This window comes from Actinocrispum wychmicini, from assembly GCF_004345645.1.
Lineage (GTDB): Bacteria > Actinomycetota > Actinomycetes > Mycobacteriales > Pseudonocardiaceae > Kibdelosporangium > Kibdelosporangium wychmicini.
Window position 1 is genome coordinate 144,946 of sequence record NZ_SLWS01000018.1, and the last position, 14,380, is coordinate 159,325.

Below are 14,380 nucleotides of genomic sequence, written 5' to 3' on the forward strand. Positions count from 1 at the left end.
GTTTATGGATGTAAACATTGTTACTAGGAGTGCACATGTTCGTCCGTGTCGGCATGTTCGCCGCTCGCCACGCCAAGGCCGTCCTGATCGGTACGTTGGTGGTCCTGATCGCCGCGGGCGCGTTCGGGTTCACCGCGTTCAGCAAGCTGAAAAGCGGCGGGTTCGACGATCCCGACTCGCCATCGAGCCAGGCAGCCGCCCTGGTGAGGAGCGATTTCAACGGGGAGGACGGTGTCGTCTTCCTGATCAAGGGGCCAGTCGACGACCCCGCGGTCCGCCAGGCGGGCACCGCGCTGACCCAGCGGTTATCCAGCGATCCGACGCTCAAGGACGTGGCCTCGTACTACGTCACCGGCGCACCACCGATGAGGTCGAACGACGGGCAGTACGCCATCGCGATCGCGAAACCCGTCGGTGATGTCGACACGGACGAGCTACGCCAGCGCTACGACGGGACCCAAGGGCCGATCCAGGTGACGGTCGGCGGGGGCGCCACGGTCGGTGCCGACATCGGCGGCCAGGTCGGCAAGGACCTCGCGGTCGCCGAGGCGATCGCGGTGCCGTTGATCCTGATCCTGCTGGTCATCGCGTTCGGCAGCCTGGTGGCGTCGGTGGTGCCGCTGGCCATCGGCGGCATCGCGATCATGGGCACGTTCGCCGAGTTGTCGGTGCTCGGCTCCATCACGGACGTGTCGGTGTTCTCCATCAACCTGACCACCGCGCTGGGCTTGGGCCTCGCGATCGACTACGCGCTGCTGATGGTCAGCAGGTTCCGCGAGGAGTTGGCCACCAACGACGTCCATACGGCCGTCGCGCGTACGGTCGCTACGGCCGGCCGCACGATCACATTCAGCGCGCTGGCCGTCGCGTCCGCGCTGGCCGTGCTGCTCGTCTTCCCCATGTACTTCCTACGGTCGTTCGCGTACGCGGGTGTGGGTGTTGTGCTGATCTCCATGGTCAGCGCGCTGCTGGTGTTGCCCGCGCTGCTGACTGTGCTGGGGCACCGCATCAACGCTGGCAAGGTCCGTCGTCGTACGCCGAGCATGGTGTCGCCGTTCTGGGGCAGGTTCGCGGGTTCGACCATGCGACGGCCGATACGGGCCGCGCTGCCGGTGCTGCTTGTGCTCGTCGCCGCGGCGATCCCGTTGCTGCACGTACAGTTCGGCACACCCGACGACCGTGTGCTGCCGAAGACCACGGACACCAGAATCGTCGGCGACGTCATGCGCGACCACTTCCCCAGCGACGACTCCCGGGCCATCCAGGCCGTCGCCGGCAACGGGATCGACGTGGCGGCCTACACCACCACCCTGTCCGGACTCCCAGGCGTGACGCACGTGAGTGGCACCCCCGGCCGCAACGGGACGTTGTTCACCGTCATCCCGGCCGGCGAGTCCCGCTCCGACCAGGCACAGGACGTCGTCAAGGAGATCCGCGCGACCGGTCTGGACGTCAAGGTCGGCGGTCCGGCCGCGGCCCTGATGGACACCAAGGCCGCGATCGGGTCCAAACTGCCGCTGGCCGCGCTGCTGATCGCGCTGACCACGTTCGTCCTGCTGTTCCTGTTCACCGGGAGCGTGTTGCAACCGTTGCGCGCCTTGGTGTTCAACGTGGTCGGCCTGTCCGCGACGCTGGGCCTGATGGTGCTGGTGTTCCAGGACGGCTGGCTGTCCGGGTTCCTCGGCTTCACCCCGCTGCCGTTGGACACCAGCATGCTGGTGCTGCTGTTCTGCATCACGTTCGGCCTGTCCATGGACTACGAGGTGTTCGTGATGAGCCGGATCAAGGAGCAACACGACAACGGCGCCTCGCTCACGGACGCGGTGGTCGGCGGCCTGTCGCACACCGGTCGCCTGGTGTCCACCGCGGCCGTGCTCCTGGCGGTGAGCCTGCTCGCCTTCGGCACCAGCGGCGTCAGCTTCATCCAGCTGTTCGGCATCGGCAGCGGCCTGGCGATCCTGGTCGACGCGACGCTGATCCGCGGTGTCCTCGTCCCGGCCGGCATGCGCCTGCTGGGCCGAGCCGCCTGGTGGTCGCCGAAACCCTTGCGCCGCCTGCACAACCGAGTCGGCTTGAGCGAGACGGCCGAGCAACCTCGCGAGCCTGTGTCGGTCTAGGGATGGGTGAGATGGTCCTGTAGACGAGCATGGCGGAACTGGTAGACGGCGCCCGCTTGGCGGAGAACACCGCGCCGGCAGGCGTCGTCCAGGAACGCGATCACCGCCCAGGGCAGGCGTCCGGTCAGCGGGAGCCAGATTCGGGCCAGCACCAGCCACTGGCCCCACGCGGTCATGCTCAGGCCGAATCCGGTTCCCACGCCGAGGCCGACGACCAGGCCGAAGGCGAGGCCGTCCACCGCCCCGCCGACGAGCCCGACGCACAGGCCGAACACCGGTCCCCAGATCAGGGACTGGTAGGCGACCGTGGTTCGGTTCACCGCCAGCAGGTCCGCCGGGCTCGCGGTGGACGTGACGTCGATCGGGGCTTCGAACCTGACCATCAGCGCGCCGACCAGCCCGCACACCAGTCCGAACGCCAGGCCGGCGCCGAGCCCGCCGAGCAGCCCGGTGCCCAGGCCGCCCAGGACTTCGGCGCCGAGCCCGCCGGTGAGGCCGAGGATGAGCCCGCCGGCCAGGCCACCCGCGACGCCGAGCATCAGCCGCCGGACCGGTCTGCCCGGGGTCGGTCCGCGACGCAGCCGGACTCGGACCCGCGACGGGGAGAACGCCGCGCCGCCCAGCACGAGTCCGAGCCAGTGCACGAGCCCGAAGCTCACGCCGGTGGCCAGGCCGCCGATGAGCGCGGCGTCCAAGCCGGCGGCGAGCCCTTCCCGCAGGCCGGCGCCGAGTCCGTGCACCACCGCGTTGACCAGGCCGACCACGAGGCCGACCAGAAGTACGCGCGACCGTCGAGGCATCGTGGTCCCCAGTTCCCACCAGGCGATGTCCCGGGAGCCGAGGTGGCCCAGCCAGCGCCGGACGCGGTCCACGTCGTAGTCCGGCGAGCCCGGTCCGGTGCGGTAGACGGTCGGGATGAACTCGCCGAGCAGGTGCTGTTCGAGCGATTCGGGAGTGCTGAACCGTTCCGTGTTGAGCAGTTCGCCGGGGTCGCGGTCCGATGTGTCGCTGTAGATGGCACGGGCGAGGGCGACCATCAGCGGGGTACGGAACACGCTCGTGAGTGGGCTGTCCGGGCGGTCGCGCAGCTCGGTCAGCACCGAGTCCCAGACCGGGGTGGCGAGTTTCCTTGTCGTCCGGGGCAGGTAGCCGGCCAGGTCGGCCAGGGTGAGGTCGGCGAGCTGAACGCACGCGGCCGCGGTCAGCACGTCTGTCTCGGCTACAGCCCGCCTGTACTCGTCGGGCCGGCTCGTCAGCACGAACGGCATGGTCGTCGCGCTGAGCTGTTCGAGCGCGGCGCGATGCAGGCCGGTGGCGATCTCGTCGAACCCGTCCAGCACGGGCAGGATGCGACCAGACTCCACCAACGCGGCCGCTGTCCCGGGCGCGGCCAGCCCGTGGTCCCGGATCAGACGATCCGTCATCCAGTCCCGCAACGCGGTGCTGGTCGGGTTCCACGACCCGATGCCGAAGATCACCGGCACGGTCTCCACCCGGGCCCGGGTGCCGAGCAGGTCGAGGACGAACCGCAGGGCGAGGATGGTCTTCCCGGACCCCGCCCGGCCAAGGACCACCAGCCGGCCGGACGGGATCCGGCGGTGCACCGGGACGATCTCGGCCAGCCGGCCGCCGAGATCCAGTGGCCGGGCCGTCGCCCCAGGCGGGACACCGCAGATGTTGTCCCAGTGGTCCATGTCCTGTTCAGCCGCGGACTCCCAGCGCACCGGCAACGGGAACGGATCCTGGATCTGCCTCAGCTCCTCCTCACGCTGCCAACGGGCACGGACCGCGTGCGCGAGGTCCTCGGCCGCCTCGGCCAACGAGTCGTTCGGCCGGGCCACGGGTTCGGGGACGGCGGGCTCGGGGCGGGTCAGCCCGGCGGCCGCGTCCAGCAGCTCCTGCCGTTTGTCCGGTTTCAGGGCGAGCGCGTCGGCCAGTTGCCGGACCGTCGCCACCCGCGGGTCGGCGCGTTCGCCCGTCTCGAACCCACGGATGGACCGGACGGACACAAAGGACCGATTCGCCAAGCCCTCCTGAGTCAGCCCGGCCTGCAGCCGCAGTTCCCGGAGCCGCGCGCCGAACAGGCTGGTCACGTCGACGACTGTATAAGAACCCGGTCAGCGCGCGAGGTTGATCGCGATGTCCGCGAGTTGGTCCTCCTGGCCGCCGACCAGTTTGCGTTTCCCGGCCTGGACAAGGATCTCCGCGCCCGAGACACCGTACCGCTCGGCCTGCCGGTAGGCGTGCTTGAGGAAACTCGAGTACACCCCGGCGTACCCCATCAGCAGGGCCATCCGGTCGAGCCGGCACTCCTCGGGCATCGCGGGCAGGACCACGTCCTCGGCCGCGTCGACGATCTTGAAGAAGTCGATGCCGGTGTCGATGCCGATCTTGTCGCACACGCCGACGAACGCCTCGGTCGGCGTGTTGCCGGCGCCCGCGCCGAACCGCCGGGCGCTGCCGTCGATCTGCCGCGCGCCGGCTCGGTACGCGGCCACCGAGTTGGCCACCGCCAACCCCAGGTTCTCGTGGCCGTGGAACCCGACCTGGGCGTCGGTACCGAGTTCGGCGACGAGCGCGGACACCCGGTCACCGACCTGCTCCAGCACCAGGGCACCGGCCGAGTCCACCACGTAAACGCACTGACAGCCCGCGTCGGCCATGATCCGGGCCTGCCGGGCGAGCACCTCGGGTGGCTGGGAATGCGCCATCATCAGGAAGCCCACGGTTTCCAGGCCGCGTTCCCGGGCCAGCCCGAAGTGCTGCACGGCGATGTCCGCCTCGGTGCAGTGGGTCGCGATCCGGCAGATCGAGGCGCCGTTGTCCCGCGCCACCAGGATGTCGTCCTTCACGCCGACACCGGGCAGCATCAGGAACGCGATCTGCGCGTTCCTGGCCGTCTCCGCCGCGGTCCTGATCAGCTGCTGCTCAGGGGTTTTGCTGAAGCCGTAGGTGAAGGACGAGCCGCCAAGGCCGTCGCCGTGGGTCACTTCGATGACCGGGACTCCGGCGCCGTCCAGCGCGGCCACAATGGACCGTACTTCGTCCACTGTGAACTGGTGACGTTTATGGTGCGACCCGTCCCGCAGCGATGTGTCCGTGATCCGAACCTTCATCGGCTCCTCCATGTGTCATCCGCGCTCCGATTCGCTCGCCGACGCGCACCGCGGCGGCGGTCATGATGTCCAGGTTCCCGGCGTACGGCGGCAGGAAGTCACCCGCGCCCTCGACTTCGACGAACACGGTCACCCGCGCCGGCCCGGCACTGTCGGCCTTGTCGAACTGCGGCTCGTTCAGCAGGCGGTAGCCCGGCACGTACTGGGCCACGTCCGCGGCCATGGACACCACCGACTCGCCGATGGCCTCAGTGTTCGCGTCGTCCGGAATCGCGCAGATGATGGTGTCCCGCATGATCATCGGCGGGTCGGCCGGGTTGAGGACGATGATGGCCTTGCCACGCTGGGCGCCGCCGATCACCTCGATGCCCTTGCTGGTGGTCCGGGTGAACTCGTCGATGTTCGCCCGGGTCCCCGGCCCGGCCGACACCGACGCGACCGAGGCGACGATCTCCGCGTACGGCACCGGAACCACGCGCGACACGGCGTGCACCATCGGGATGGTGGCCTGTCCGCCGCACGTGATCAGGTTGACGTTCGGGGCGTCCAGGTGCTCGTCGAGATTCACCGGCGGCACCACGTACGGCCCGATCGCGGCGGGCGTGAGGTCCACCGCTCTGATCCCCAGCTCCGCGTACTTCGGGGCGTTCTCGCGGTGGACGTACGCCGAGGTCGCCTCGAAGACCAGCTGCGGTGGATCGGCCAGCATCGGCCCGACACCGTCCGAAGTGGTCTTCAGCCCCAGCGACGCCGCCCGCTTGAGGCCCTCGCTCGCCGGGTCGATGCCCACCATCCACACTGGTTCGACCACAGTGCTGCGCATCAGCTTCGCCAGCAGGTCCGTGCCGATGTTGCCGGAGCCCACGATTCCAGCTTTGATCACCGCACACTCCCGAATCGCAGTGAGACGTCGCCGAGTCCGCTGAACTCGGCGTGGAAGGAGTCGCCTGGCCGCGCGTCGATCGCGCGCGTGCACGACCCGGGCAGCACGATGTGCCCGGCCTTGAGCCGGACACCGAAGCTCGCGACCTTGCCGGCGAGCCAGGCGACCGCGGTCACCGGATTGCCGAGGATCGCATCCGAGCGGCCCTTGGCGACCTGTTCGTCGTTACGCCACAAGGTCGCGTCGATCGCCCGAAGATCCACATCGGACGGTCGCACTCGGCCGGACCCGAGCACGAACCCGGCGGAGGACGCGTTGTCCGCGATGGTGTCGGCGAGGCTGATCTTCCAGTCCAGGATGCGGCTGTCGATCAGCTCGATCGACGGCGCGACGGCCTCGGTCGCGGCCAGCACGTCATCCTCCGTGCATCCCTCGCCAGGCAGGTCGTCGCCTAGGATGAACGCCACTTCGACCTCCACGCGCGGATAGCAGTAGCGCGAGGCGTCGGCGGGTGCGGCTTCGGGCAGGGCCATGTCGTCGAGCAGGTGACCGTAGTCGGGCTCGTCGACACCCATCATCTGCTGCATTGCCAACGACGACAGGCCGACCTTGTGGCCGAGGACCGGGCGGTTGCGCCGCCGGATGTTGTACAGCTGGATCTCGTACGCGTCGACTACGTCGACTGGATGCGAGTCGGTCAACGGCGGGATCGGGGTCCGGGTGCGTTCGGCGGCGTAGAGCCGGTCCGCGAGATCGATCCGTTGGTCAGCCGTGAGCACGTGTCCTCCTCAGGCTGGCGTGGACGCCCGCTCTCCGGCCGGAGAACACACAGTCCGCCAGCGACAGTCCGCTGACATAAGAGTTCGAGCAGATCCCGACGGCGGTCCGCCCGGCGGCGTACAGCCCGTCGATCACCGTGCCGTCCTCGCGACGGACACCGCCGGTGTCCTCGTCCACCACGAGCCCGCCGAGGGTCAACATCGGACACGGGTAGGCGGCGCTCGGTTTGACCGAGATGTCCAACAACGAGTACGGCGGCGAGTCCAGCACACGCACGAACTCGCCCGGTTTCCCAGCGGGGTCGGGCTTTCCGTCGCGGGCCGCCGAGTTGTGCGCCTCGACGGTCGCGACCAGCCCGGCCGGGTCGATCCCGGCCCGCCGCGCCACTTCATCCACTGTGGACGCCGTCACCGCCTCCCGCCGAAGCAGATACATCGCCTGCAACCGTTGGAACCACACGGTTTGGTCGCTCAACTGGGCGCGTGCCTCGGCGACCAGACCCTTGTCGACGAGCAACCAGCCCCGCGAGCCGTGGTACTTCACCAAGTCGTGGCCGAGTGCCGCGCCGTACCGCGACTCGTCGCCGACCCGCTGCCCTCTGGAATCTACAAGCAAACTACTGAGGAAAACACTAGGCGGACTGATGAACCGCCACGCCGACACCCGTTCCATGTGCGCGGTCGCGCCACCGGCCGCGACGCCCATCTGGATCCCGGCGCCGTCGTCGGCGATCGTCCCCAACGGCAGCCCGCCCCGGTACTCCGGAGCGTGTTCGCGCATCATCTCCCGGTTCGCCACGAACCCGCCGGCCGCCAGCACGACCCCGCTCCGCGCGGCGATCCGCACAGGTCTCCCGCGCCGCTCCAAAGCCAATGCCCACCGGCTGAGCCGTTTGCGCAAGGCGGGTACGTACAGGCCGGGTTTGGCCGCGAATTTCCCACACGCGCGGTGCAGCCGGGCCGCTAGCCCGGTGAGGACCGTGGCCTCCACTCCGGTCACTCGGTCGTCGGTCATGGTCAGCCGCCGGACGAACGTCTGCGTCCGAACCCGGGCGCGGGCTTTCGCGGCCTCGGCGAGCCGGGCGTAGAAAACCTTCCCGGACGTGCCCTTGCCCTTGGTTCGGTGACCGCGCGGCGCGGGTGGGGCGACGTCCCGGAACCCGCCTGCCGACTCGCTGCCCGAGTAGTAGAGGTAGTGCTTGTTGCTCGGGTAGGACGTCTTGTACGGGCACAGGCTGGCGTCGAACGGCACACCGTGCTCCGCCAGCCAAGCGACCATGTCCACGCTGGAGTCGCAGAACCGACGGAGGGTCCGCTCCGACACCGCGTCACCGACCTCCATCGCCAGGTACGCGGCCATCCCGGCGGGACTGTCGGGCACACCGGCGGCCTGCTGCTGCGGGGTGCCGCCGCCCGCGTAGACCACGCCGCCGGACATCGCAGTGGCGCCGCCGCCGGCGAACCGGTCCAGGACCAGCACGTCGGCACCGGCCACGGCGGCTTCGATGGCCGCACAGGCGCCGGCCGCGCCGAACCCGACGACGACCACGTCCGCCTCATCTTCTGTAACACGTTTCGACACCGCTGGACCTACCTCACAGTGACCGAATTCTCGTGACACCGTAGCGCGTCACCGACCAAGACTATAACCTGTTCTAGTATTGAGCAGGAGGTGCTGATGACCGATCCGGACGAGTTCGACCTGGTTGTCGTGGGTAGCGGCGCGGCGGGCATGGTCGCCGCGCTCACCGCCGCGCACAACGGGCTGAGCGCCCTGGTGATCGAGAAGGCGCCCACGTACGGCGGCTCCACAGCCCGGTCCGGCGGCGGCGTGTGGATCCCCAACAACAGCGTGATCCTGCGTCAGGGCGTGCCGGACACGCCCGAGCAGGCCGCCGCCTACCTGGACCACATCGTCGGCGATATCGTCCCCGACGAGAACAAGCGGGCGTTCCTCGAACGCGGCCCGGAGATGCTCGACTTCGTGCTGGCCAACACCCCGCTCAAGTTCGCCTGGGTGCCCGGCTACGCCGACTACTACCCGGAGGCGCCCGGCGGGCAGCCCGGCGGCCGGTCGATCGAGCCGAAGCCGATGCCGGTCCGTCTGGTCGGCGACCTTCTGGACACGCTCACCCCGCCCTATCTCGCGTCCCCGCTCCAGGTGGCCGTCACCCAGGCCGACTACCGCTGGCTCAACCTGGTCCGGCGACACCCACGCGGCCTGCTCAGGGCGCTACGAGTCGGTGTCCGCGGGTTCGTCGCCAAGGTCACCGGCCGTCGGATCGCCATGGGCCAGGCGCTCGCCGCCGGCATGCGCGCCGGACTCGCCCAGGCCCGCGTCCCGGTGTGGCTGAACACCGCGCTCGTCGACCTCCAGACCACCGACGACCGGGTCACCGGCGTGCAGGTTTCGCGTGACGGCAAGGAGTTCACGGTCCTCGCGCGGCGCGGCGTGCTGCTGGCGTCCGGTGGGTTCGAGCGGAACGAGGAGCTGCGCAAGAAGTACCAGCGGGAACCGATCGGGACACAGTGGACTGTCGGCGCGAAGGAGAACACCGGTGATGGCATCGAAGCCGGGCTCCGCCTCGGCGCGGCCGTCGACCTGATGGACGACGCCTGGTGGGGCCCGTCCATCCCACTCACCGGCGGCCCGTACTTCTGCCTGGCCGAACGCACGCTGCCGGGCTGCGTCCTGGTGAACGCCGAAGGCAACCGGTTCGTCAACGAAGCCGCGCCTTATGTGGACGCGGTGCACGCGATGTACGGCGAAGGCGACGGCCCGGCCCGCAACATCCCGACCTGGCTCGTCGCCGACCAGCGCTACCGGGACCGGTATGTGTTCGCCGGGCTGTACCCGGGTCAGCCGTTCCCCGGCCGCTGGTACAAGGCCGGCGCGGTGGTCAAGGCGGCGTCTCTGGCCGAGTTGGCCGAGCAGATCGACGTCCCGGCGGACGCGTTGACGGCGACCGTGCAGCGGTTCAACGGCTTCGCGAACACCGGCCGGGACGAGGATTTCCACCGCGGCGACTCGGCGTACGACAGGTACTACGGCGATCCGCGCAACCGGCCGAACCCGTGCCTCGCCGCCCTGGTCAAGCCGCCTTTTTACGCTGTAAAAATCGTACCCGGCGACCTGGGCACCAAAGGTGGGCTGCGGACCGACAGCGCAGCACGGGTGCTGCGCGAGGACGGATCGGTCATCGCGGGGCTGTACGCGGCAGGGAACGCCAGCGCGGCCGTGATGGGCCGGACGTACGCGGGACCGGGCGCGACCATCGGACCCGCGATGACGTTCGGCTACCTGGCCGCGCTGGACATGAAGGGGAGCTCATGAACGAGGTCCGGACCATCGACGTCGGCAAGCCGCCGACCAGGTACGCGCGCGGCTGGCACTGCGTCGGCCTGGCTCAGAACTTCAAGGACGGCCAGCCGCACGCGGTCAACGCCTTCGGCACGAAACTCGTGGTGTTCCAGGGCGAGGACGGCTCGCTGAACGTGCTCGACAGTTACTGCCGGCACATGGGCGGCGATCTCAGCCAGGGCACGGTCAAGGGCGACAACATCGCGTGTCCGTTCCACGACTGGCGTTGGGCGGGCAACGGCAAGTGCGTGGAGATCCCGTACGCCAAAAGGGTTCCGCTGCGGGCACGGACGCGGTCCTGGACCACGTTGGAGATCAACGGCCAGCTGTTGGTGTGGCACGACCCGCAGGGCAACCCGCCGCCGCCCGAGCTGATGATCCCGCGCGTCGAGGGCGCGTACTCCGACGAGTGGAGCAACTGGACCTGGGACACCATCCTGATCGAGGGCTCCAACTGCCGCGAGATCATCGACAACATGGTCGACATGGCCCACTTCTACTACATCCACTTCGCGTTCCCGACGTACTTCAAGAACATCTTCGACGGGCACATCGCGACCCAGTACCTCAACTCGCGCGGCCGTCCGGACGTCGGCAAGGGCAACTACTCCGGTGAGGACAACCTGTTGCGCTCCGAGGCGTCCTACTACGGCCCGGCGTACATGATCAACTACCTGTGGAACGACTACAAGGGCATCGAGGTCGAGACGGTCCTGGTCAACTGCCACTACCCGATCACGCACGACTCGTTCATGCTGCAGTACGGCCTGATCGTGAAGAAGCTGCCCGGCCTGGACACCGCGCAGGCGGACGTGGTCGCCGGCAAGTTCGCCCGCAGCTTCAAGGTCGGCTTCCTGCAGGACGTGGAGATCTGGAAGAACAAGACCCGGATCGACAACCCGTTGCTGTGCGAAGAGGACGGTCCGGTCTACCAGCTGCGCCGATGGTACGAACAGTTCTATGTGGACGCGGAGGCGGTCACCGAGGACATGACCAGGCGGTTCGAGTTCGAAGTGGACACCAGCAAGGCGAACGAGGCCTGGGAGCGGGAGGTCGCCGAGAACCTGGCCCGCCGGGAAGCCGGTGTGTGATGTGGGCGAAGGCGCCGGTCACCGACATGACCTTCGACACCACGGCCGACCGCCGATCGTTCCTGTCCGAGGGGCTGCGTCCGGTGGAGTGCGTGACCTGCGGCACGTGCGTGCTGGTGAAGAAGAACAGCCTGCACCACACGAGCATCCAGTGGCAGACGTCCACCTCCAGTTGCGCGGAGTTCGCCGCGGCCGGTGGCCCGTCGGCGTTGCAGGACACCTGCTCGAAGCTTCGGGCGAGCATCGAGTCGTTGGTCGCCACAGGGTTGCTTGAGGTCCCCGATGGCTGAGTACCAGCAGGTCAAGGTCGCCGACGTGATCCAGGAGACGGCGGACGCGGTGTCGGTGGTGTTCGACGCGGACTTCCCCTACCGGCCAGGCCAGTTCCTGACCCTGCGGTGCGGCGACGTCGCCCGGTGCTACTCGCTGTCCAGCGCCCCTGGGCTGGACCGTCCACAAGTGACGGTCAAGCGCATCCCGGACGGCTACGGTTCGGCGTGGGTCTGCGACAACGTCCGTCCGGGCACGGTTCTCGACGTCCTCCCGCCGGCCGGGATCTTCACGCCGAAGTCGCTGGACGACAACCTGTTGCTGTTCGCCGCAGGCAGCGGGATCACGCCGGTGATGTCGATCGTCAAGTCCGCGCTGGCGCACGGCACCGGCAAGCTGGTTCTGGTGTACGCCAACCGCGACGAGTCGTCGGTGATCTTCGCGGCCCGGCTCAGGGAACTCGCCTCCAGGTATCCGGAACGACTGTTGGTGGTGCATTGGCTGGAGTCGTTGCAGGGCCTGCCGACGGCTCGGCACTTCGCCGCGCTGCGGCCGTTCATGGGATACCAGTCGTTCCTGTGCGGGCCGGCCCCGTTCATGGACGTCGTCAGCCAGGCACTGCGTTCGTCGGGCGTGCCTCGGGAACGGATCCACGTCGAGCGATTCATCTCGTTGTCCGGCAACCCGTTCGAGGAGGTCGTCGACGAGGAACCGGCGGACGGGTCCGAGGCGACCGTGCAGGTGGACCTGGACGGTGAGAGCCACACGTTCCCGTGGCCACGGCACAAGAAGCTGCTGGACCTGTTGCTGGAGAAGGGGTTGGCCGCGCCGTACTCGTGCCGGGAGGGCGCGTGCAGTGCGTGCGCGTGCCGGATCGAGCGGGGTGAGGTGAAGATGCTGCAGAACGAGATCCTGGACCAGGAGGACCTGGACGACGGTATCGTCCTTGCCTGCCAGTCACTTCCGGTCACCGACACCGTCCGGATCACGTACACCTAAAGGATTGCTGATGCCGATCGACCGCGCAGTCGCCGTGAGCGCGCCCCGGCGCGAGAGCACGTTCTCGTGGACGTCCGCCGACGTGCTGCTGTACCACCTGGCGCTCGGTGCCGGAACGGATCCGCTGTCGCCGACGGAGCTTCGGTACGCGACCGAGAAAGACCTGCAGGTGCTGCCGACGTTCGGTGTGGTCGCACCCAACCTGCGACTGACCGAGCCGCCGAAGGTGTCGTTCCCGGGCATCGAGGTCGACCTGGCCAAGGTGTTGCACGGCCAGCAGGAGATCACCGTGCACCGGCCGTTGCCCGTCGAGGCAACCGTGACGGCGTACACCGGGGTCACGGACGTGTACGACAAGGTCAAGGCCGCCGTGATCGTGCAGGAGTCCACTGTGGTGAATTCAACCGGCGATCCGTTGTACACCACGAGATCCACGATCTTCGCTCGCGGCGAGGGCGGCTTCGGCGGAGAGCGCGGCCCGTCGGCCACGGTCGACCTGCCCGACCGGGAGCCGGACTTCGTGCTGGAGACCCCGATCCTGCCGCAGCAGGCGTTGCTCTACCGGCTCTGCGGCGACCGGAATCCACTGCACTCGGATCCGGATTTCGCGGCGGCAGCGGGGTTCCCACGGCCGATCCTGCACGGACTGTGCACGTACGGCATGGTGTGCAAGGCGGTCGTCGACGGGGTCCTGGACGGGGACGTCACCAGGGTGGCCGGGTTCGCGGTGCGGTTCGCCGGGGTGGTCTATCCCGGCGAGACCCTGCGCACCCAGGTCTGGCAGGAGGACAAACGGTTGCTGATCACCGCGTCAGCGGACGGCCCGGTCCTCTCGGACGCGATCATGACAGTGCTTTGATCATGATCACCGGGTGCTTGGCCGGGTCCAGCCAGCGCATGACGTCGTCCAACTTGTCGGCGGGAATCGACACGCAGCCGGAGGTCGGTTTGCCCGTGGACACGTGCAGGAAGAACGCGGAGCCCGCGCCCGAAACGACCGGATCACGGTTGTAGTCGATCACCACGGCATGGTTGTACGCGGTGCCCGCGGCCTGGAGGCGTTCACCGGCGGCCTCGTTGAACGGGCACGTGCCGACCGCACAGCGCTGACGGGTGTTGTACGTCGGCGAACCGCTGTCGCTGACCCACCAGTCCTGGTCGTCCACCTGGACGAACGGCAGCCGGGTGCCGTTGTTCGCCTGGATGCCGAACGACTCGGTGAGCCCGAACGTGCCAGTCGGGGTCCTGGACGTGGTCTCGCTCGCCTGCCCGATGCCCTGCGAACCCACATAGGCGGTCATCGGCCCGTACACCCGCTGCCACCAGTTCGGCCCCCCGCGCTGCCATACGGCCAACGTCGCCGTGGTGTCAGTGGATTTCACCGCGGTCACCGCGACGATCTGTTGCGCGGGTCCGTCGTACGACAAGGTGGTGACACTCGGCGCATCCGGGGCTTGCTCGGCACGTTGCTCGGGGACGGTGGTGTCCTGCGGCGGAGCCTGCTGTTTCGGAGCCTGCGGGGCCGGCTTCGGCGCCACGCGGGCAACCTGTGGCTCGGACCCTCGCACCGGCTCCAACCCGACCGGCGGGGGCGCGAGCACCTGCGCTTCCGCGAGCGGGGCGGCGACGGTCACCTGCCGGACCGTGCCAGGCGTGGACGGCTGAGCCAGACCGGACGACGTCAGCGCGCCACAAGCTAAGACGGCGACCACCCCGGACAGCAAGATACGACGCACGGCCGCCAGCCTACTGTGATCCACCACC

General features: G+C 68.8%; 12 protein-coding genes. 6 read left to right on the forward strand and 6 right to left on the reverse strand.

The features are described from left to right. The first annotated feature begins 35 nt into the window (after window positions 1-35). Window positions 36-2,117, forward strand: coding sequence for an MMPL family transporter (locus EV192_RS49915; RefSeq protein WP_132125854.1), 2,082 nt, complete (start codon window positions 36-38; stop codon window positions 2,115-2,117). Here EV192_RS49915 and EV192_RS49920 read toward each other — a convergent pair. From EV192_RS49920 to EV192_RS49940, 5 genes are read right to left on the reverse strand one after another with little or no spacing between them, the layout of a single operon-like run. Beyond that, on the reverse strand, window positions 2,114-4,210 hold the full coding sequence (locus tag EV192_RS49920; RefSeq protein WP_132125855.1) for an NACHT domain-containing protein: 2,097 nt from the start codon (window positions 4,208-4,210) through the stop codon (window positions 2,114-2,116). The genes EV192_RS49915 and EV192_RS49920 overlap by 4 nt on opposite strands. A gap of 24 nt (window positions 4,211-4,234) precedes the next feature. Then, complete coding sequence (gene dmpG, locus EV192_RS49925; RefSeq protein WP_243727578.1) at window positions 4,235-5,233, reverse strand: 4-hydroxy-2-oxovalerate aldolase; 999 nt, start codon at window positions 5,231-5,233, stop codon at window positions 4,235-4,237. Beyond that, complete coding sequence (locus EV192_RS49930) at window positions 5,184-6,116, reverse strand: acetaldehyde dehydrogenase (acetylating) (protein ID WP_132125857.1); 933 nt, start codon at window positions 6,114-6,116, stop codon at window positions 5,184-5,186. The genes dmpG and EV192_RS49930 overlap by 50 nt, the downstream gene beginning before the upstream one ends. Continuing rightward, window positions 6,113-6,895, reverse strand: a complete 783-nt coding sequence (locus EV192_RS49935; RefSeq protein WP_132125858.1) for a 2-keto-4-pentenoate hydratase — start codon at window positions 6,893-6,895, stop codon at window positions 6,113-6,115. Before EV192_RS49935 ends, EV192_RS49930 begins: the two co-directional genes overlap by 4 nt. Then, complete coding sequence (locus EV192_RS49940; protein WP_132125859.1) at window positions 6,882-8,477, reverse strand: FAD-binding protein; 1,596 nt, start codon at window positions 8,475-8,477, stop codon at window positions 6,882-6,884. Before EV192_RS49940 ends, EV192_RS49935 begins: the two co-directional genes overlap by 14 nt. A gap of 96 nt (window positions 8,478-8,573) precedes the next feature. Between EV192_RS49940 and kstD the strand changes: the two genes are divergently transcribed. The 5 genes from kstD to EV192_RS49965 are packed head-to-tail and all read left to right on the forward strand — an operon-like array spanning window position 8,574 to window position 13,475. Next, window positions 8,574-10,229 (forward strand): 3-oxosteroid 1-dehydrogenase, encoded by a 1,656-nt coding sequence (gene kstD, locus EV192_RS49945; protein WP_132125860.1) that lies wholly within the window; start codon window positions 8,574-8,576, stop codon window positions 10,227-10,229. Further along, on the forward strand, window positions 10,226-11,347 hold the full coding sequence (locus EV192_RS49950; RefSeq protein WP_132125861.1) for a 3-ketosteroid-9-alpha-monooxygenase, oxygenase component: 1,122 nt from the start codon (window positions 10,226-10,228) through the stop codon (window positions 11,345-11,347). Before kstD ends, EV192_RS49950 begins: the two co-directional genes overlap by 4 nt. Then, complete coding sequence (locus EV192_RS49955) at window positions 11,347-11,637, forward strand: hypothetical protein (RefSeq protein WP_243727588.1); 291 nt, start codon at window positions 11,347-11,349, stop codon at window positions 11,635-11,637. Before EV192_RS49950 ends, EV192_RS49955 begins: the two co-directional genes overlap by 1 nt. Continuing rightward, window positions 11,630-12,616, forward strand: coding sequence for a ferredoxin--NADP reductase (locus EV192_RS49960; RefSeq protein ID WP_132125862.1), 987 nt, complete (start codon window positions 11,630-11,632; stop codon window positions 12,614-12,616). Before EV192_RS49955 ends, EV192_RS49960 begins: the two co-directional genes overlap by 8 nt. A 10-nt stretch (window positions 12,617-12,626) precedes the next feature. Beyond that, window positions 12,627-13,475 (forward strand): MaoC/PaaZ C-terminal domain-containing protein, encoded by an 849-nt coding sequence (locus EV192_RS49965; RefSeq protein ID WP_132125863.1) that lies wholly within the window; start codon window positions 12,627-12,629, stop codon window positions 13,473-13,475. On the opposite strand, the gene EV192_RS55180 is transcribed toward EV192_RS49965, so the two are convergent. Further along, a complete protein-coding gene (locus tag EV192_RS55180; RefSeq protein WP_207926905.1) occupies window positions 13,459-14,352 on the reverse strand; it encodes a L,D-transpeptidase family protein in 894 nt (297 codons plus the stop codon). The genes EV192_RS49965 and EV192_RS55180 overlap by 17 nt on opposite strands. Window positions 14,353-14,380: the final 28 nt, after the last annotated feature.